Origin of the sequence: Vibrio tetraodonis, from assembly GCF_003350295.1 — a bacterium.
GTDB classification, from domain to species: domain Bacteria; phylum Pseudomonadota; class Gammaproteobacteria; order Enterobacterales; family Vibrionaceae; genus Vibrio; species Vibrio tetraodonis.
Genome location: NZ_QLYY01000005.1, coordinates 1 through 20456 on the forward strand (window position 1 = coordinate 1; position 20456 = coordinate 20456).

Here is a 20456-nt window from a genome sequence, read left to right on the forward strand (position 1 = left end):
CTGCAAACCTGCAAACCTCTTTAATGGATTTATTTCTCTGCAATCCCATCCAAATGACGAGCCATACGGCTTGTTGGGCTGGTAGCCGACGCCTTCTGATACTCGCTTTAGATGTTTCATAGAGAGCTTGCTCTATCCATTCAAGTTGAATGGCATTAATTACAGACTCATAATTTTTGCCATCTTCAATAGTATCATGAGCTAGAACTAACTCTTCAGCCAACATAGAAAAATCCCCACTAACAAAGTTAGTGGGGATTATCATACGATCCCAGGATCGTTCAAGTCTCTAAACCGATCGGCATTATTCCATATTTGGAAGGCATTTATATGAATCGGCTATTGCGACATCCGTATTAAAGACTTGCCAATCAACCACTCCACCTCTTTGGCACTAGTTTCACCAAACTGAGATTCAGCGGTCTGGTATATGCGCTCGATACCACTTTTTGCAAAGCTATGAGCATTTTTTGACGTAACAATGTGGTGAAATAACAAACGTAATATTGCCAAAAACTCCGAACGCTCCAACGCGTTGCTCCAGCTGTCTGAAAAGTCTGTTAGGCTTCCATCTAAGTTTAAATGCTCAATGAATAACTTAAAGATTCGCCCATCTAGTGCTTCTGTGAAGTCAGTTTTCTTGGGGAAATGATGACTTATTCCTGTCCTCGACACGCCCGTTTGCTGGCTTAGGGTGGTGTATGACATTTTGTCATATCCCAAACGCAACAGTTGGTCCACGACAGCATCCATTATTTTCTGAATCGTGATTTCAGTATCTTCTTTACTACGTTTTGGCATGGTTATGCTCTTCTCTTTGTAAATCCATCTAACTTACACAAATCAACTATGGTGCCCTCTAACATGCCTGCATAACTCTCAGTCAAACTTATGATGTCAACAAAAAAAGGCTAAAGAGCGTCCCAAAGAACAACTAGGTGATCTCACATCCACTGCGATGAGTAATAGTACACCTCCCTTTGAAATCAAAAATAAATATGCAAATAACGGAAAGCATTGTTGATTCGTATAATTAACTTGCGATAATCGTATAAATTACGATTTCTGACAACTCGATGAATGCTATCATTAGCTTATAAGCACATGATATTTCTCTACAATATGATTAACATCACATTATTTGACATGTCTATCAATTCTCAAGCCTGAATTAAACGCAACTTCGAAATAGAAATGTTTATAAATACAAATGTTTTTATGGATAACTGCTACACAGAAGGATAGAATAACCATACTTTTTGTAAGAGGATTAAAATGATGAACAAAACAACAGAAAAGGCTGAAGTCTGCGAAGCGTGCGGCTGTGCTGGAGAAATGGGTTTCATTATTAAAGAAGGCGATGACATCGCAGAAGTCGTTATACACGCTGAACACAAAAAGGCACTAGAAACTGAATTAGAAAAATATGTTGCGCTTGCTTTCGAAGTATCTAAGGAAGTCCAATACCAAGTATCACCTGTCACCGAAGATTCCACTCAGCTAACGGTCAAATTCCAATTTGGTGTGAGTGCTGAAAAACTAATTTTTGAGCTCAAAACACGCTCTCTCGCCCAATAATATAGGACAGAGGACTAAATTCCTGCTTTTCGTCGTTGAAGCAGCATGAATGTTGACCCAGTAACAGCCTTTCGTTAATACTTGTTACAAAGCACTCTTGGAGTCAAAACATGCGGCCATGGCTCATCTTTGTTATAACAGGCTTGTTCGCTAGTACAGTATTGAGCGAGCCAATTAACCATTATCATATCTTGAACCATATTGATAACTACGGAAATTTAGATCTTCGTAATAAGCCTTACTTGGAATTGCCAGCAGGTTTGGTGGTTAAAGGTAACCTTAATATTGCCAAAACAAGCATCAAAGAAATCCCAGCAGATGTTGATATTCAAGGCAGTTTAGATGCTTCAAATAGTGCACTCAAAAAGATCGCTAAAGGGGTCAATATCAAAGGTTATGCAAACCTACTTGCGTCACAAATCGCGTCTTGGCCGGGAGGGGTCAAAGTCGGCGGCTACATAAACCTAACAGATACTCCACTAACAAGGCTCCCACCCCGCTTAAAAGTGAAGGGGGACCTGAGTGTCATCAGAACTCCCTTAAATGCATTACCAGAAGGCATAGTTGTTGAAGGAAACTTATACATTGGTGGTTCGAAAATCACAGAGTTTCCCGATAAAATGACAGTGAAAGGCAATATTTTCCTTGGTGGAAACCGTATATCCAAATGGCCTAAGAACTTAGAGCTGGGTGGAGCTGTTGCACCTTAAAAAAGCGCTCATTAAGCGCTTTTGTTTTTGAGTGGGTTAGCGTAGCTAGCTAGCAGATGTGATTTTGCCCCCTCTGGCAGCTGGCTCAGTTTCGTTGAGAGTTTATCCTTAACATTTTGAGCAACATCATCTTTACCCGCTGCTAACTCATTGATTGGGTAGAATTTGTAGTTATCATGAATTTGTCGATCAATTTCTTCAGCCAAAGCTTCTGGTGAATCAAATTCTCCTCCTATCACTTCACCAAAAGCGACATGCACTCGCCCTTTTTCACCAACAATACCTTGAACAATGCTTTCAATATCCTCAAATTCGCTTTTTTCATAGCTACCCTGAGTCTCAAGTTGATGTAACTCTAGCGCTTTCGACACATCACAAGGATCATTTTCATAGGAAATAGAAACAGGAACAATTCGAAGAGACTGTATATATTGTGAAAATTCAATTTCCTGCTTGCGACCTTCTACGTGAAACATTTTTAAAATCGCTGGATCAGTGAAGTCATTTCCATCTTTTGCTCGGCCTTCTTTTTGTGCAATCCAAATTGAGTTTCCTGAGTCTAAAGAATGCTTAATGTAGCTTGAAAGAGTGCCTAGTACTTTCATCATTTCTCTAGGCCCTTTGGCAGAACGTTTAACAATAAAACTTTTATTGAGTCTCATTAGCTCGGTCGCACACGGCTTTTTAAGCAGATTGTCACCAATCGCAATTCTAACCGTTTTGTGTTCGGTTTTATTGAGGCCATAGTTGACCAAAGCAGGATCCATTGCGATATCTCTATGATTTGAGATAAAAAGGTACGACTTCTGCTTGTCTAATTTATCCAAACCCGAGTAAGACACGCCATTGGTAGTCGTATTCACTATTTGTTCAAGATATTTTTTTACTTCGAGTTGAATACTGTCTACCGACTTAAGCTTAGACCACTTCATTTTGAGATAGACTTTCACCAACGGAGACATTAAGGCCTTAAACCAAGCAGCATGATTAGCAAACTTATGCTGAAGAATTGCACTAATGAATTCTTCATCGGCAATGAGGCGATTAATCGCTGCTGGAATTTCATCATCATTGTAAGGACGAATTTCGTGATAAGGGTCTTTATTAACAGTCATATTGTACTTATTTATTAGAGAACAGCTCTATTCTACTCTGAGATCATTGGATTAGCAGCTATACATCATAGATAACACTCAGGTCAGACCAGCATTTACTTGTTGGATAGATAAAAACTCGCTGCTTTATTGGTTTTTATCATAAGAAACGTTACTCTAGTCACTCGTGCAACACAGAAACTAATACCACCTCATGCATTACGCTATCTCCCACCACAATAATGAGTTCCCTTACTTGGTTGTACAACCGAGGAAAAGAAGCCTTAAACATGTATTACTGAGAGTCAATCAAGGCTTAGCTTTGCTAAAACTGGGGAAAATCGAATATGCCATTGAGGATGGGCAAACGGTTTGGTTGCCGTTTGATGCATTGGTTGGCCTTACTTTTTTCCCCAATACTCGCGCACAAAGGGTTGAAGTTTCTTCAAGAGTAACAAAACCACTACCTAAACAGGGTGGCTACGTAGAACTAACTCCGTTAGGTTCGGCAATCATCGACAGACTCGGCGAAGATCAGCAATCCCAACAGGCAGAGAAAAAGCTTTTATCTGTGCTGCTCGATGAACTCGTCGATATGGAACCCGAGTTATCACAAAGCACTCTGACGGTGAGTATTCAAAAGTGGTCACCATTAAAAAATGACAACACACTTTCGGCAGAGCAGCATATCACTTTAACCTTGCGAGAAGCGACTAAACGAATTCAGTCTGGAGTAAAAAAATCACAAGTGATTAACGATCTATTCGAAGGAAACGAACAAGTATACAAGCAATTAGAACAAACCATTCTGGGACAGTAAAGAGTAACCAAAATAACGTTTTATTGCAATGCCTTACCGTACATTCACATATTGCTAATAAACAACTAATCTGAGCTTTTGAGTGCTATGCCCTTAATCCTAACTAATAAATTTGGTGCTACTTAACCAATGATAATAAGCATTTACTCACTATGACACTATACTAGAAGACATAAGCGTTAATGACATGGGAAGTCGACAATGAAATTCAGCCATAAAATTGTGGCCGCATCATCTCTTTTATTCTTGGCCACAGTGTCTTTGCTGACACTCCAGCAGTACTACACGGTTCAAAAAGAAATCAAGTCTCTCGTTACCTCAAGTGTCGCAGAAATCGTAGATGGTGTCCGAGACACAACTGAAGCAGAGATCAATAGCCGCAAGATCATTGCGAACTATGCCACCAGCATGCTAGAAGCTAATCTCACACCGAGCGCAATGGAAATGGTCATCACTAGGCCAATAGTAAAAGAAACCTTTTTGCTGGCTGGGTTAGGGTTTGAGAAAGATGGCTCCAATATCAACAACGATCCTGGGTGGAACCCTGGCCCTACATGGGATCCTCGCGCCAGACCCTGGTATATCGATGCCAAGAAATCAGGCGAGCTTATCATAACGGCCCCTTATGCAGATTCGGCAACGGGTGAAATTTTGGTGTCAATTGCCACCCCAGTTATGGATGGAAGCGAATTTATCGGTGCAATCTTTTATGATGTTAGCTTGGCGGGTCTTGCCGAACTCGTAAACAAGGTGCAGCTCTTCAACGCGGGTTACGTATTCATTGTGTCTGGAGATGGAACAACCATTGCTCACCCCAACACTGAAATGAACGGTAAACCGATGAAAGATTTTCTCGGAGATGTCTCTATTCAAGAAGATCCCCGACAAATCTCTATTGAAGGAAAAGACTATACACTCGACTTTTCTAAAGTACCTGGTGAAAACTGGTATATTGGCGTTATCCTTGATGAAGAAATTGCCTATCAGTCCCTCGCCGATCTGCGTAACAGTTCCATCATCTACACTGTCATCGCTTTGGTGATAAGTATGGCTATTCTGCTGGTATTAATGACAGCGTTAATGCGTCCCCTAGGCGCTCTTAATAATGCAATCCAAGACGTTGCCTCCGGTGAGGGTGATTTAACCCAGCGCCTAGATACGGCAACAGATCAGGAGTTTTCCCAGTTGGCCGAGGGTTTTAACTCATTTACGGGCAAGCTTCAGCAGCTACTATCCCAATCTAAGTCAATTGGTGAAGAGATTCTGCGTGGCTCAGAGATGACCTCTGTGGGTCTTCAGGAGTCAGCCAGTGCAATGCAAGATCAACTACACGAACTTGAACAGCTGGCAACCGCTATGCATGAGATGGCGGTCACATCAGGAAATGTCGCTGACAATGCACAAAGCGCTGCATCAGCCGCCAAAGATGCCGACGATGCGACTCAAATGGGGACCCGAGTCGTCGGTGATACATCGGCTTCAATCAGTGAGCTATCTCAGCGAATCGATGAAGCCGTTGAGGAAGTGAAAACTCTAGAATCTGCTACTGACAACATCGAGACCATACTGAAAGTAATCAATGATATCGCCGACCAAACCAACTTGCTTGCACTTAACGCTGCAATCGAAGCGGCAAGGGCTGGTGAGTCAGGTCGAGGGTTTGCTGTAGTTGCTGATGAAGTCCGAACTCTTGCGCAAAGGACTCAAGAATCAACAACAGAAATTCGTAACATGATTGAGCAATTGCAATCTGGTGCAACATCCGTTGCCAATGCGATGAATATGAGTAAAGAGACCGCAAGTAACGCAGTGAAACGTGCAGAAGAAGCAAACAACGCACTCAACACTATTCGAGATGCGATACAAAGCATCAGTGATATGAATATTCAGATTGCATCTGCTGCCGAAGAACAAAGTCTAGTTGCAGAAGAAATCAACTCTAACACTGTAAAAATTAAAGATTTATCGGAACAAGTTTCTGAGGCAGCGGGGAATGCTAACATTGCCATGCAAGCTCAAACTGAAAATATCAGAGAACAAGACGCTATACTCAATAAATTCAAGCTTTAACCCTGTCCTAAGCTCTCTTTTTGAGAGCTTAGGACAATTCAACTTACAGCAGTCAGAGCATCTAGAAAGCATAGGCACCTATGATAAAAACTATTCGTATCGATCTAATATCTGATATCGTCTGCCCTTGGTGCATCATAGGCTACAAAAATCTTGAGCACGCCCTGTCAAAGCTGTCGGACAGTCTCAAAGCCGATATCTATTGGCACCCTTTTGAACTCAACCCTATGATGAAATCCGAAGGCGAAAACCTTAGAGAACACATCGCAGAAAAGTATGGTACTTCACTTGAAGCCAGCATAGCCGCGAGGCAGACTATCTCTGAACTGGGTCGGGATTTGGGTTTTGATTTCAAATTTTCTGACGATATGAGGATTTATAATACACGTAAAGCTCATCAGTTGTTGCTTTGGGCCCAGTCAGAAAATCTACAGTTAGATTTAGAAATGGCTTTATTTCAAGCGTATTTCACACACAGACAAGACATCAGTAATACTACAGTGCTGCTTGATATTGCTGAGTCACTTGGGCTTGAGCGCAATGTTTGCGAGCTCGTTCTGCAAGATGAAAGCTGGGCAGAGGCGGTTTCATCAACCGAATACCAGTGGCTTGAAGCAGGAATCAATGCCGTTCCCGCCATGATAATTGATAAAAAACACCTGATTTCTGGTGCCCAGCCAAGTGAGATACTAATCGAAGCCCTGGTAGAGATAGCGAGGCTTTAACTACTCACTTTCTAATCTCTAGAACGCAGCTTATCTATGGCAGTCCAAAGCAGCAGCACCATAGCTCCAGCGACAACACCTATCAATCCATTCAAAACCGATGGAAGAAAAACGCTAACTAATGGTAAGTCTGAAGCCTTCATAATGATCGGCTCCACCCAATGGTGAATAAGAGGAACATTGTGCACCACAATACCGCCACCGACTAAAAACATTGCGGCAGTTCCGACTATAGCTAAAAATTTCATTAGTTTAGGAGCAAAAGTAATAAGGCTTTTACCCAGCCAAGCTCTTATTCCCTTCCCTTGAGAAACTCGATTCAAATAAAAACCAAGATCATCAAGTTTAACAATCCCTGCCACTAGCCCATAAACACCAATCGTCATTAGCACAGCAATAAAGCTAACAACCATAATTTGTGTCATCATAGCGTGGCCCTGCACTGTGCCTAGAGCAATCACTATGATTTCGGCCGACAATATGAAGTCAGTTCTTACAGCACCTGCTATCTTGCGTTTCTCATATTCTTCAATTGACCCTGATGGCACCTCATCCTCTTCTACCTCTTTTGCATGAAATAAGCTTTCTGCTATTTTCTCTGCTCCTTCAAAGCAAAGAAATAGTCCACCGATTAAGAGTAAAGGCATGATCAGCCAAGGTGCAATTGAGCTAGTAATCAGCGCAGCTGGCACCAAAATAAGCTTGTTACGAAAAGAGCCTTTTGCAACACTGAGCACAATGGGGATCTCTCGCTCAGCAGCAACGCCTGATACCTGCTGAGCATTAAGCGCTAAATCGTCACCAAGTACTCCTGCCGTTTTCTTTGCCGCCACTTTTGACATTAAAGCAACATCATCTAGCACTGTGGCAATGTCATCCAACAATGTTAATAAACTCGCACCAGCCATGAAGGCCCCTTTAGACATACTGATATGCTGTTAAATGTACCACCTAGATACTATTACTCAAACTTAATTGCTGACATAAATAGTACTGAATAAATGTTATCTGCTTAAGTTATATGAATTGCTTCAACAAAAAAGGCAATTTATGCTGTGCTTCCGATTTACAAGGAATTTGGAAACAGTCATGCAAACAAAGGAATTTTATCCCATAGGAGTCGCAGGTCAAAAGTGGCAGGATGCTGAGCGTAAGCGGTGGCGTGATAGCACCTCAATCAAGCGTAGCTACCATGAGGAGGTTGTCAGCAAAATATTCGCACTTAAGCACAGATTCCAAATCGAGCAATATGGAGCGCTGTCTTATGAGACTGAGCGCTATCCTCTATTCTGCATCAAAAGTAATAACTGGGATACCAACAAACCTGTTGTATTGATAACTGGTGGTGTGCATGGGTATGAAACAAGCGGTGTTCAGGGGGCACTTCTGTTTATCGAGAACAAGATGGAAAGCTACTGTGAATACTTTAATATCATCGTTGCTCCCTGCGTTAGCCCATGGGGCTATGAGACCATAAACCGCTGGAACCCTCTTGCTACTGATCCTAACCGCTCCTTTTATTCGAACAGCCCAGCAGAAGAGTCGGCAAACCTTATCAAACTGGTGGGCTCAATTGACGGCACTATTATGGTTCATTTCGATTTGCATGAAACTACCGACACCGATGAAACAGAATTTAGACCAGCGTTAGCGGCTCGTGATGGCATCGAGTATATACCTGGCAAGATTCCAGATGGATTCTACACTGTCGGTGACAGTGAAAACCCACAGGCTGATTTTCAAGCAGCGATCATTGAGTCTGTAAGCCAAGTAACTCACATAGCACCCGCGGACAAAAACGGAGAAATTATCGGCTCGCCCGTTATTCAAACTGGGGTGATTAACTATCCGATGGTTAAGCTGGGACTGTGCGGTGGAATGACAAATTGTACCTATGGCACAACCACCGAAGTCTACCCTGATAGCCCCAAAGCGACACCACAGCAGTGTAATCTCGCGCAGGTTGCCGCAATAACTGGTGGTCTGGATTTCGTGCTCTCGCAACTTTAGTCGCTAGAGACGACTTATAACAGTTTATTTTTGTATTGTTCTGGCGTCTGTCCAGCGTACTTTTTAAACATTGCGATAAATGGGCTGGCTTGACGATAGCCAAGGGTTAACGCCACCTCTTTAACCGAGTGCCCCTTTCTTAGCAATTCCATCGAGTAGAGGTAGCGAACTCTTAGCCTCCACTCGGTGAAACTCATTCCTAACTCAGACTGACAATATCTCGCTAAAGTACGTTCTGTGGAATGCACTGTTTCTGCCCATTGTGCAAGGCTTCTATTATCCAGAGGGTTTTCTTCCACTTCCGCTAATATTTTTACTAAGTATTTGTTATCTGAAGAGGGTAAGAAATGATGCTGTGTATCCTGAGTGGCCAGTTGATCAAGTAAGACCTGAATCAACCTCTTATCCTGTTCCGTCTGAGGTATACTAATATTTCTGGTGCGAAAATCATCAATGATGGTCAAAGCGATTGGAGAAATTTTTATCAAACTCGTACTACTAGGAAAATATTTTGTTAGCCGCTGAGCAATGTTTAAAGAGCAGTATGACAAAGGTTTTCGGTTATAACTGGTATGCATCACACCCGCAGGAACCCAAATCGCTAAATGAGGCGGAGCAAGAAATCGAGTGCCTTCCGCTTCCATTTCTAAAATACCCCCACTAATAAGCTGCACTTGTCCCCATGGGTGGCTATGTATACGTGTTTCCGTATTCGACAGAAAAGCTTCGAAATTCATGAAAACGTCAGAGGGTGCTCTATCAATAGATAAGGATGGATGAAGGTGTTTAACCGACTTTCTCACACTTGTTACCCCAGCAAATAGGTCTTAGATGGAACTTCCAATCTCACTAAGACCAATTTCAATTGCCATACAGTGTAAAATATTATTAATGCTATGTCGAAACAATGACTAGCCTTCACTATGGTATGTTAATTGGATAGCTATAACATAAACTTTTGTTGTAAAGCACAAAAGTTTAGCCCTTCAATCAAGGAGTTAACTCCTTCTAAGCTTTCATCCTCAAACTTAATACCATACTTATAATAGCGCCCTATTTTTGAGACATTTTTCACCAGGGCTTTCAATGTTTCCTCTATGACTGGAACGTCTTTGTTTGAGCTGCAAATACTAAGGTGAACCAAAGACCCGATCCGATAATTGGCTTGATCTCTATCAACCACAATCAAACAGCCTTGTTGAGAAATATCCCTAATTTGACATGGATATTTTTTACCCTCTGGATCTAAAATGCCGTTGAGATTGATTTCTAAACGCGCGCTCTCACGCAAACCAATGACAACCTGAGTGGCAGCAGGCAGTGTAACTAAAAGTATATCGGTGGCCCCTCCACTTAACACATATTCAATTTTGGTCTTAAAATACACCCGAGCGCCTTCCCCTTTGGGAGAAATAACACAGGCCTGAAGAGGATAACCTTGACGCATGTATATGAGTTTTTCTTGAGGAGATACCGTTGGCATCTCAAGTAACAAAATACTTTTTGAGTGTAGACCTATGTATTTCGTGCGACATTTCAGTACCTTGCCAGTGGGAGTAGAAATAACGCAGGCAACATCACAAAGTGGCATAACCGTATCAAAAGCATCTTCACCACGACGAATCGTACTCGCTGTTTCTGACGGGCCACTATTGCTACTTTCTTCGTGATCGACGTTTGACGAACTACTTTGAAGGTTATCTTCAGAACTTAGTTGCTGGTTTGAATCCGTTTGATTTGTTTCTGCGACACCCAAAGCCAAGCCCTCTCTTATAACTGTTTATTGTCTAAACTTTAGTATGAAAAAGCGCACATATAAAAATACAAAGTAAGACTCTGTTCACATTATTCTTATCTATCGATGTTAAGCAGCATAGAGGCCACACTCCAGCTTTGTAACATAATTCTGCTAAACCCTCTCAAAGTCTCATTTTTGAGCGAAAAATTCCAACGTTAAACCATAGTAAGCAACCAGGTGCCTATAGTTTTGTTTAGTTCTGAGAAAACACTATGATCTAACAAATGGAGATTAATGATGTCACTACGTCTCAGGTTCATACTCGCCGTATTGGGAGCAATCACCCTCTCTCTTGTTGCAAGCACATCCATTAGTACTTACTTATCGACGCAAGAAATGCGTTCTGTGTTGCTCAAACAAAGTCGAGACAAATTGACCGCCAAAAAAGAGCTGGTTCGGGCCGAGGTGGAGAATTATTTCTCCGACATCGAAGGACAAATCATTTCCATGGCCAACAACATCGCAACCAGAGAAGCAGCGGTTGACTTTACGCAAGCTTTCCAATCGTATGAACCTATCAGGCGAATCAATTCTTCAGAAGTAAAATCTAAGGTCAATAATTACTATCTGAGAGAGTTTGCGGTTCGGTATGACCAGCTCAATACAGATAAAGTTAGTATTCCAGATATGTTTTCCGGTTTAACCGATTTAACCTATAATATGCAGTTTGACTTTATTGCTGATAACCCCAATCCACTGAGTAACAAAGATAAACTGACCGTAATAGAGAATTCATCAAGATATGCGAGAGAGCATGAGCGTTTCCACGACTCTTTTCGCCAGTTTCTCCAAACCTTTGGCTTCTATGATATTTTTATTGTCGACCCAGAAAGCGGCCATATTGTCTACAGCGTGTTTAAAGAACTCGATTTTGCGACCAGTCTAAAAACGGGGCCTTATTCAAACTCCGGCATAGGACAAGCATTCCAAAAAGCATTATCTTTAGATAAAGGAGAAGTATACCTTACTGACTTTGCCCCTTATCTACCCTCCTACAACGCACCTGCAAGCTTTATGTCCACTCCGATTGTCGACAAGGGCAATCTGGTTGGCATACTCATTTTTCAAATGCCCATTGATGAGATTAACAATATTATGACTCAAGATGGTCATTGGAAAAGTAGAGGGTTTGGTAACTCAGGAGAAATCTATCTTGTGGGCTCTGATGGCACATTAAGGAATGAGAGCCGATTTTTGATGGAAGACAAAAGCGCATATCTTGAAACCATTCGAAAAAAAGGGATTAGCGCCGCCAGAGATATCGAACTTAAAAACACCAGTATCTCTTTACAGCCGGTGGATACTCCGGGAATCACTGAAGCATTGAGAGGCATCAATGGCTTTGATATCTTCGAAGACTATCGAGGGGTTCCTGTCCTGTCTGCCTATGGACCAGTCAAAGTGCCCAATCAAGTTTGGGCAATCATGTCGGAAGTAGACGAAGAAGAAGCCTTTGCACCTAAAGAAGCCTTGGGCAATTACATTGCGTCAGCTGGCGCTGTAACAACCCTTGTGATGGCTATCATTTTTGGTGGTCTGACTATCTTTTTAGTCAACTATTTACTCAGACCACTCTATGTATTGAAACATCAATTCAATGAGTTGAACTCTAAAGACGCAAATTTAAATACTCGATTAAGAATGTCTAACATTCCAGAGTTTGACTCAGTGACACAAAGTGTGAATACCTTTATTGAACAGATAAAAGTTATCATAGACTCGGTGAAAGCCAGTACCAAGGTGATCACTCACTCAAGCAAGCAACTTAGTAAGATCACCGATAATTCATATAAAGCGGCGGAAGATCAAACCATACAAGCAAGCAGTGTCACCGAATCCATGATGCAATTTAATGAGGCATTGCTTGAGGTTTCACAAAGTAGTGCCGCCGCATCCGACTACACCCACCAATGCAGAGAAAGTGCATTACTCAACTCAGAGCAAGCTCAGCAAGCAGCACAATTTGTTGAACGTACAGGGCATGAAGTACAATCTTCTGCCGAAGCACTTTCAGAATTGCAGGATGAAGTACAAAGAATAAACAGTGTTTTGAAAATTATTACAGGTATCGCAGAGCAAACCAATTTGCTTGCTTTGAACGCAGCCATTGAAGCAGCACGAGCAGGCGAAAGTGGACGCGGCTTTGCCGTCGTAGCTGATGAAGTGCGTCAACTCGCTACAAAAACCCAGAACAGCACCATAGATATCCAAAGTAATATATCTCGTTTATCAGAAGTGACACTATCGACAGTCAACTCTATGGAGCGCAGTAACCTCTCGGCCCAAGAGGGTATTAAACTGGTGAGCGATGTAAGCAGTAACCTACGTGATTTAAGCTCAAAAATTGACGATCTTGCGACGATTAATGCTACCGTTGCCGCAGCGACGGAAGAACAAAAAGTCAGTTGTGATGAGATCAATAGAAACATATCAAACGTTAAGGATTCTTCTGGCGATCTCAGAAATGCATCGGAAGAAATTGATTGTGCCGCACTTGGACTCGCTGAGGTCTCAGGTAGTTTACAAGAATTAGTCAACCGCTTTAAAGTCGCTTAATTTCTAACTGGATATAATAGGAAGGCTCACTTTTTAAGTGAGCCTTTTCAGTTTCCAAATATTTTATTGAGTCGCTATTTATGAGCTAAAGTCATTAATCCAACTATTCGCTTTATCTAAACACGTCATTATGGTCTTATCATCAAGCATTGTTTTGGATTGCAGACTCTCTAACGCTTTCCAATCCAATATTTCGATAGCCTCAGCAATACCTAATAAATCTCCTAAGGTCCCTTCCCTATGAACCAATGCAGCAACAAGAGAATCGGAAAGTGTTAATGAAGCCAGCACATCTTTTAAAGCCATATCGAGTAAACCGTCGATAAGAGATAACATGCCACATAAGTACGCTGACTCAGAAACCGACGTATCATTAACATTCTGAGCCAGTCCTTCCATAAACTTGGCACGTATCAATAAATTTCTGAGTAATATAGAGGGTTTACTTGGCGAAAGTGCCGAGGCCATTGAATAAGTAACGTACTTGCGTACCCTAGCTCCGCCTAGATAGGAAAGCGCTTGCTGCGTGCTTTCTATCCGTGTACTCACTCGTGAATCGCTGTTAACAAAATTGAGTAGCTGAACGGAAAGTGCAGGGTTGCGCTCAACGATTTGATTAACCTTTACAATATCGATATCTTTTTTAGCAACTAATGCCGATAGTTTGAATGTGTCGACAGCAGAAGCGGTGAGCTTTTGGGTTTTGATTACCTCTGGCTTTTGATAAAAATAGCCCTGAAATAAGTCAAAACCACATTTTTGCGCTTGAACAAATTCTTTATGGTCTTCAACTTTTTCGGCGATAAACTGGATATCCGTGTTCTTGAAGTCTCGAATAATACTCGCACATTGATCAAAAGATAACTCTCTGACATCGAGCTTGATAAAGTCAATCAAAGGATAGAAACGATCCCACTCGGGAGCGGGAACAAAATCGTCAAGTGCCACTAAATAATCTTTTTGCTTTAGATCGACAATAGCATCATACAGCTCTTGAGTTGCCGAGCATGTCTCCAATATTTCAACCACAATATCTTCGGGCGAAAAGTCACAGGGAACCCCTTCAATCAGATCAATGTATTCAAAGTTGACCAAGCCTCTTTTCTCACTGAGATTTCGTTTTTGTAGAGTCAGAAACTGCTCCGATAGCAAACGCATCGTGGCTCTTTGCCCATAGGGTGTATTAAACGCATTAGTGTCACCTTCTCGGTACAAAAGTTCAAAGGCAAACAATTGTTTGTTTTTGTCGATGATAGGCTGCCTCGCCACAACCGACACCTTGGTAGGTCGAGTATTCTTAGTTATCTGATTCATAATATTACCTGACGCTGGTTAACAGATGCCATACAAACATCTCTTTCACTGGGTTCTGTTGAAACATAATTGTTTTACCGAAAGTGTAGACGAGGTTTAGCGCTTTAAATTAGTGGCAGCCGAAAACGTCGAACACCCCACAAACAGCCGAATGCAACAAGTCAACCAAGTTAAAGAACACAGTCTAGTGATGCATAGACATACTTACTCAATATCATATTATTCGGTGATTGAGTTGCTTTCATGGTCACAAGACGTAAAATTGCGTCATTCCCTCATACAAGGATACTGTAAGTGAAAGCCATTAAGCGTCATCAAGAAATCATAGAGCTGGTGCAGACACAAGGTTTTGTAAGTACTGATGAATTGGTTGAGCGTTTCAGCGTCAGCCCTCAAACTATACGCCGAGATCTCAACGAATTAGCTGATGATAATAAGATTCGTCGCAATCACGGTGGTGCCACCATCACATCAAGTGCTGAGAACTCCTCTTATCAAACTCGCCAAATCGCTTATCAAAAAGAGAAGTCACAAATTGCTTTAGAACTTGCAAAACACATTCCTGATGGTGCTACCTTGTTTATTGATATTGGAACCACTCCCGAAGCCATAGCGCGGGCTTTGCTCAGTAATCACCACCATCTACGTGTGGTTACAAATAATATCAATGTCGCGACAATCCTGATGTCCAAGCCTGATTTTAAAGTCATACTTGCTGGTGGAGAAGTTCGCGGAAAAGATGGCGGTGTTACAGGTGAAGCAACCCTTGATTTTATCTCACAATTTAGGCTCGACTTTGGTATTTTAGGGATCTCAGGAATTGATTATGATGGCTCCCTACTCGACTTCGATTATCACGAAGTACGAGTGAAAAGAGCCATTATTGAAAACAGCCGCTCAGTATTACTCGGTGTCGATCACAGTAAGTTTGGCCGTAACGCTATGGTGAAGCTAGGTACTATCGCCGATGTTGATCTCATCATCACAGACAGAAAAGCGCCCAAAGAAATTGAAAGCTTCGCCAAAAATAATGACACAATATTACAAGTCGTCACATAAACAATAAAAAGGTAGAACGCTTCAAAGCGCTCTACCCAGCTTACGTCCAAAACTAGCTAGTAACGTCGATATCCGTCTCAGGCACACAGCAGCATGCGAGTGCAATCCCCATATTTCGCTCAGAATCTTGCAAACCCGGAACATCAGGCTGATGAACCTTACCTGACTGAATCGTCACTTTACACGCACCACACAAGCCAGCTCGACAACTGTTCGCAATACTTATTCCAGCCTCTTCTGCTTGATCTAACAGCGGCTTTTGGTTGTCGCCCGTAAAAACATGCCCGTTAACACTGAGTTGAAGCGATTTTAATGGCTTCGCGCTTATGTTAGAGACACCAAACGCCTCTTGGTGATAGCAGTCTTCGGGTAACCCTTTTTTCAGCAACAAGCTTTTCGCCTTTTGCATAAATTCATCTGGGCCACAGACAAAGACCTGTTTTTTCTCCACATCTTTGATCTGTTTGAGGTGCGATAGGGTCAAACGCCCCTTTAAGCCAAACCAATCAATAGGAGGTTGCGATAAAGAGATTAATACTCTCAAGCCCGGATGCTTCTGTTTTAATTCATCGAGTTCTTCTTTGTATGGAATATCCTCGACACTTCGGCACTGATGATAGAAGAACACATCGTCCGCTTGATCGTTATCAGACAAATATCTGAGCATCGAAAGCATCGGTGTCACACCGCTTCCCGCAGACAAGAGAAGAATGGGCTTATTGCACTGCTCATCCAGATGAAAGCTGCCCTGCGGATATTCACACACCAAAGAATCGCCAACATTCAAATGCTCATGGAGCCAGTTTGATACTCGACCGTCGTCAATACGTTTTACCGAGATCGCTAGTCGACCAGGTCTTGATGGGCTGGAAGATAAGGTATAACGCCTTGCAACCCTCTCGTCACCGATTTGAATCGAAATCGGTAGGTGTTGCCCTGGCAAATACTTAGGCACTATGCCAGATTGAGGTTCCAACCAAAAGGTAATGAAGTCTCTTGCCAAAGGTTCTTTTTCAACACAAGTCATCTTTAACTGTGTTGGCGAGTTGTCTGGATAGAATTCTTTTTCCTTATACTCAAGGACTTCAATTCGATCACCTTGGCGAATCATACCCTCATTTTTTGCAACAAGGTTTTGCCCAAAAAATACACCACCTCGCTCATTCGCTCTAAACTGAGACAAGGTTTTAAGCGGCTCTTTGGTCTCTCGAAGTTTACCTGTACTCACATCGACGGTAGTCATAATGCAGCGTTCACAAGGCTTTACAGACTCAAATTCCACTTCACCAATGCGAATACGCTTCCAGCTGTCCTCTTCAAATGGCTCGGTTGTTGATACAATGAGATTGGAACGAAACTGATCCATTGAATGTTGCTGAGGACTACGGCGATTAAGTTCATCAAGCGATCCTTGCCCTATCACAAGCATGGGGTACCCGTCGGCAAAACTCACATTATGCCCTACTTTTTCACGTATTCGGTTTGATTGTTCACCACTAAAGAGCAGTTCAACTCTTAAATTCAGTACATCGCTAAACCAATCATCAGCCTCATCTGTGGTTGTATAAGCCGCAAAGTTATCTTTCCAGACTTGAGCTGGCGTCTCTTGCATTTTAAAGTCAGAATATCGAAGCTTAAGCGGTGATTTGCCCTCGGCAACAAAAATTAAGCCATCGGCGGTTAAGCTCGATTGAATAGTGACCATCTGAGGGTACTTACGTGCTGTGACCATGGAGCCATCAGCTAAGGCCAACATAAAGCGGCGATCAAACATAAGGCCCTGCTTTTCCACCCAGCAGTTAGACTGAGTAATGCCACCTAATGACTTAACTGGATACACATTGATTTGAGAAAGGCTTGGTGCTGACATGCTGTCCCTAATAGTTTTAATTATTTTTGCTATTATACCTAACTCTTGTTGGAATTTTCATATCCGAGTAAATATTGATTAAAAATGTGGTTAAGGCATAAAGCCCTTATTCTCTTTGATTTACAACGACAAAAATTAGATGCATTTAGCAGCACTTTGCTCTATCATCCCGTCGCCTAGACGTAAGCGTTTGCCTTCTCATTTTTCACGCTTGTTTAGGCTCCAATCCGACAACTAAAATTATGGTGGGAGCAACAATGACAACACTTACGATCACTCGACCCGATGACTGGCATGTTCACTTACGCGATGGTGATGTTTTACCTGATACAGTAAGAGATATAAGCCGATATAATGGCCGAGCTCTTATCATGCCCAATACTATCCCACCCGTCACTGATACTGAAATGGCGATAGCTTATCGAGATCGCATCATGGCTAACCAGCCCTATTCTCATTTTGAGCCCGTAATGGCTTTGTATTTGACGGATAATACGTCGGTAGATGAAATTAAAAAGGCTAAAGCCAGCGGTAAAATTGCGGCCGCAAAATTATACCCGGCCGGTGCGACAACCAATTCAGATTCAGGCGTTACTTCGGCAAAAAATATCTACCCCGTACTGGAGGCAATGCAAGAAGTCGGAATGCTGCTACTTGTGCATGGCGAAGTCACACATCACGAAGTGGATATTTTTGACCGTGAGAAAGAATTTCTTGATACCGTTCTTGCTCCCATCGTAAACGACTTCCCAAATCTTAAAATCGTGCTTGAGCATATTACCACTGCTGATGCCGTAAACTTCGTCAATAACGCTAACGATAACCTTGCCGCAACTATTACGGCGCACCACCTTCTCTACAATCGTAACCACATGCTTGTGGGAGGGATTAAACCCCATTTCTACTGCTTACCGATTTTAAAGCGTAATACCCACCAAGCTGCTCTGATTAGTGCAGCCACCAGTGGTAGCAAGAAGTTTTTCTTGGGCACTGACTCAGCTCCCCATGCCAAGGGAATGAAAGAAGCAGCGTGCGGCTGTGCAGGCTCTTACACTGCCCATGCAGCACTAGAACTATACGCAGAAGTGTTTGAACAAGAAGGTAAGTTAGAAAACTTGGAAGCTTTTGCAAGCCACAATGGGCCAGATTTCTATGGTCTTGCTAGAAACTCAGATACGGTAACACTGACAAAAGAAGAGTGGCATGTCCCAGAGTCCATGCCGTTTGGCAATGATATCGTTGTACCAATTAGAGCCGGTGAAAAGATACACTGGAAAGTCTCATAGACTGGAGCTCTACAGAAAGGCCACTCATGTGTGGCCTTATTCTATCGCTTAGCTGAGCGCAGATTTCTTCGGTTTAAAAACAAGCCAATCAATCAAACCAAACAATACAAGAGCCAAACAAGCTAAAGGAAAGCACACAGCAACCAATAGAAGTCCTGCAATGCCCGTTTTCCAGAGGCCATCGCTCTCAAAGTGCTTTGGTATCCCCATGCGAGTTTTTCCTGACGGTCTTCGGATCCACCACATCACTACCCCAGAAAGTGATATCAAGAGAAAAACAAGGCAAAACAGTACATTTAACGCCTTATTAATGATGCTCATATCCCCTTGATGCAGGGACACGCCAGCTGCCATCAACTTAGCCAACACACTGTAGTCATCCCAAGCAACATCCACTAAGACATCACCTGTGTATTGGTCAATATGCGTGGTTTTATCCAAACGTGGATCAGTAATATCTCCGCCCATTGAATTTGCCGCGAGTGTAAAAACACCTTTTTCAGATTGAGGGAGAAACACCTTGTATTGCGTAAATCCAAGCTTTTTCGCCTGCTCGATTACAGAATCAATATTGATTGCGTGCTCGCTAATCGTAAAGTTCGTTTTTCCAGCGTGGGTTGTTGCACCATGAATATGTCCGCTTGATTCGGGCAGTGCCGCTTGTTCAAGGTTCCATGGTAATTCTTTTTCACTGCCATGGTTAAGATCAGCGTGAGTAAGATTAGACTCAGGTTTATCGCCCCAAGTGTAATAGACAGGAAAAGTATTCCAAGCCTGCACTAATTTTGCGCCCCATACACTCGTCCAAGCTAGACCGGATAGTAAAAAGAACAATAGGACAAACGAAAACAAAGCGGCAAAGTTTGCATGTACATCTCTCATTAATAGGCGCATATTTGAGATTCGAACTTTAAAGAAGCCCGCTTTACTGGCATTGTCTCTCGGCCACCACAAATATACACCTGTCATAATCAGTAATATGCTCAGGCTCGCTGCTATCTCAATAAAATAATCTCCCCATTGACCCATGAGCAAGGTACCATGAATATCATTAGCTAGCTGATACCAGCTATCACTGCGATCAATTTCACCTATTACTTCACCTGTGTACTGGTTTGTCGTCACCAGAACCGAGCGACCATCAGCTAAACGAACATCGAATTTATTTGCCAAACTGGGGTCTTTGGAGGGGATGTATTGAGTGACTTTCCCGAGGGGGTAAGCCTTTTGTACTTTGTCTAATTGGAGAGAGACAGGAAGTGCAACAGATTCAGGCACAACAATCAGTTCATCGTGATACCTAATCGATTCGATTTCATCATCAAATAACATGACCAATCCAGTTAGACTGAGCATGATAATGAAGGGAATAACATATAAACCTGCATAAAAATGCCAGCGCCAGACCATAAAATATCTTGATTTAACTTGAGTTCTGTCCGTTGCAGAACACGGTGCTTCCTTAGGTGAGGTCTGAATTTGATTACCCAACATGGTACTTTCCTTTTTTTGACGCGCAGACAAGAGCATCAGTCAAAGCCAAGTACTTTGCCTACGCTGCGTTTA

The 20456-nt window shown here is 42.3% G+C and carries 18 protein-coding genes; 9 read left to right on the forward strand and 9 right to left on the reverse strand.

Annotated elements, in window-relative coordinates:
- Nucleotides 1–226, reverse strand: a 226-nt coding sequence (locus DPF90_RS00275; protein ID WP_205395146.1) for a transposase domain-containing protein, incomplete at its 3' end; no start/stop codon positions are given.
- Nucleotides 227–339: 113 nt separating this feature from the next.
- Nucleotides 340–801: a TetR family transcriptional regulator gene (locus DPF90_RS00280; protein WP_114783495.1), complete on the reverse strand. Its 462-nt coding sequence runs from the start codon at nt 799–801 to the stop codon at nt 340–342.
- A 477-nt stretch (nt 802–1278) separates the two neighbouring features.
- On the opposite strand from DPF90_RS00280, the gene DPF90_RS00285 reads away from it, so the two are divergent.
- Together DPF90_RS00285 and DPF90_RS00290 are read left to right on the forward strand one after the other, a co-directional pair.
- On the forward strand, nt 1279–1578 hold the full coding sequence (locus DPF90_RS00285) for a DUF406 family protein (protein WP_114784231.1): 300 nt from the start codon (nt 1279–1281) through the stop codon (nt 1576–1578).
- Between the two features lie 110 nt (nt 1579–1688).
- Nucleotides 1689–2288, forward strand: a complete 600-nt coding sequence (locus DPF90_RS00290; protein WP_114783497.1) for a hypothetical protein — start codon at nt 1689–1691, stop codon at nt 2286–2288.
- A gap of 11 nt (nt 2289–2299) precedes the next feature.
- Here the strand turns inward: DPF90_RS00290 and DPF90_RS00295 are convergent, their stop codons facing one another.
- A complete protein-coding gene (locus tag DPF90_RS00295; RefSeq protein ID WP_114783499.1) occupies nt 2300–3403 on the reverse strand; it encodes a 1-acyl-sn-glycerol-3-phosphate acyltransferase in 1104 nt (367 codons plus the stop codon).
- 193 nt (nt 3404–3596) lie between these two features.
- Here DPF90_RS00295 and DPF90_RS00300 point away from each other — a divergent pair, with 193 nt between their 5' ends.
- The 3 genes from DPF90_RS00300 (at nt 3597) to DPF90_RS00310 (ending at nt 6997) form a co-directional block, all read left to right on the forward strand.
- The gene (locus DPF90_RS00300) at nt 3597–4202 is read left to right on the forward strand and encodes an AraC family transcriptional regulator (RefSeq protein WP_114783501.1); all 606 of its coding nucleotides are present in this window, start codon (nt 3597–3599) and stop codon (nt 4200–4202) included.
- Nucleotides 4203–4403: 201 nt separating this feature from the next.
- A complete protein-coding gene (locus DPF90_RS00305; RefSeq protein WP_114783503.1) occupies nt 4404–6272 on the forward strand; it encodes a methyl-accepting chemotaxis protein in 1869 nt (622 codons plus the stop codon).
- Between the two features lie 80 nt (nt 6273–6352).
- Entirely contained in the window at nt 6353–6997 is a 645-nt protein-coding gene (locus DPF90_RS00310) for a DsbA family oxidoreductase (protein ID WP_205395137.1), read from the forward strand.
- Nucleotides 6998–7008: 11 nt separating this feature from the next.
- On the opposite strand, the gene DPF90_RS00315 is transcribed toward DPF90_RS00310, so the two are convergent.
- Nucleotides 7009–7905, reverse strand: a complete 897-nt coding sequence (locus DPF90_RS00315; protein ID WP_114783505.1) for a DUF808 domain-containing protein — start codon at nt 7903–7905, stop codon at nt 7009–7011.
- Between the two features lie 181 nt (nt 7906–8086).
- On the opposite strand from DPF90_RS00315, the gene DPF90_RS00320 reads away from it, so the two are divergent.
- A complete protein-coding gene (locus tag DPF90_RS00320; RefSeq protein ID WP_114783507.1) occupies nt 8087–9007 on the forward strand; it encodes a M14 family metallopeptidase in 921 nt (306 codons plus the stop codon).
- Nucleotides 9008–9021: 14 nt separating this feature from the next.
- On the opposite strand, the gene DPF90_RS00325 is transcribed toward DPF90_RS00320, so the two are convergent.
- A complete protein-coding gene (locus tag DPF90_RS00325; protein ID WP_114783509.1) occupies nt 9022–9810 on the reverse strand; it encodes an AraC family transcriptional regulator in 789 nt (262 codons plus the stop codon).
- Between the two features lie 140 nt (nt 9811–9950).
- On the reverse strand, nt 9951–10769 hold the full coding sequence (locus DPF90_RS00330) for a PilZ domain-containing protein (protein ID WP_240314425.1): 819 nt from the start codon (nt 10767–10769) through the stop codon (nt 9951–9953).
- Between the two features lie 270 nt (nt 10770–11039).
- Here DPF90_RS00330 and DPF90_RS00335 point away from each other — a divergent pair, with 270 nt between their 5' ends.
- Nucleotides 11040–13361 carry a methyl-accepting chemotaxis protein gene (locus tag DPF90_RS00335; RefSeq protein WP_114783511.1) on the forward strand — a complete coding sequence of 774 codons (2322 nt, stop codon included), beginning with the start codon at nt 11040–11042 and terminating at the stop codon, nt 13359–13361.
- 78 nt (nt 13362–13439) lie between these two features.
- Here DPF90_RS00335 and DPF90_RS00340 read toward each other — a convergent pair whose 3' ends face one another.
- Nucleotides 13440–14675 (reverse strand): EAL and HDOD domain-containing protein, encoded by a 1236-nt coding sequence (locus tag DPF90_RS00340; RefSeq protein WP_114783513.1) that lies wholly within the window; start codon nt 14673–14675, stop codon nt 13440–13442.
- A 294-nt stretch (nt 14676–14969) separates the two neighbouring features.
- Between DPF90_RS00340 and DPF90_RS00345 the strand changes: the two genes are divergently transcribed.
- Entirely contained in the window at nt 14970–15734 is a 765-nt protein-coding gene (locus DPF90_RS00345; RefSeq protein ID WP_114783515.1) for a DeoR/GlpR family transcriptional regulator, read from the forward strand.
- 52 nt (nt 15735–15786) lie between these two features.
- Here the strand turns inward: DPF90_RS00345 and DPF90_RS00350 are convergent, their stop codons facing one another.
- Nucleotides 15787–17604 (reverse strand): hybrid-cluster NAD(P)-dependent oxidoreductase, encoded by a 1818-nt coding sequence (locus DPF90_RS00350; RefSeq protein WP_114783517.1) that lies wholly within the window; start codon nt 17602–17604, stop codon nt 15787–15789.
- Between the two features lie 257 nt (nt 17605–17861).
- On the opposite strand from DPF90_RS00350, the gene pyrC reads away from it, so the two are divergent.
- Nucleotides 17862–18890 (forward strand): dihydroorotase, encoded by a 1029-nt coding sequence (pyrC, locus tag DPF90_RS00355; RefSeq protein ID WP_114783519.1) that lies wholly within the window; start codon nt 17862–17864, stop codon nt 18888–18890.
- 48 nt (nt 18891–18938) lie between these two features.
- Here the strand turns inward: pyrC and DPF90_RS00360 are convergent, their stop codons facing one another.
- On the reverse strand, nt 18939–20384 hold the full coding sequence (locus tag DPF90_RS00360) for a PepSY-associated TM helix domain-containing protein (protein WP_114783521.1): 1446 nt from the start codon (nt 20382–20384) through the stop codon (nt 18939–18941).
- Between the last annotated feature and the right edge of the window lie 72 nt (nt 20385–20456).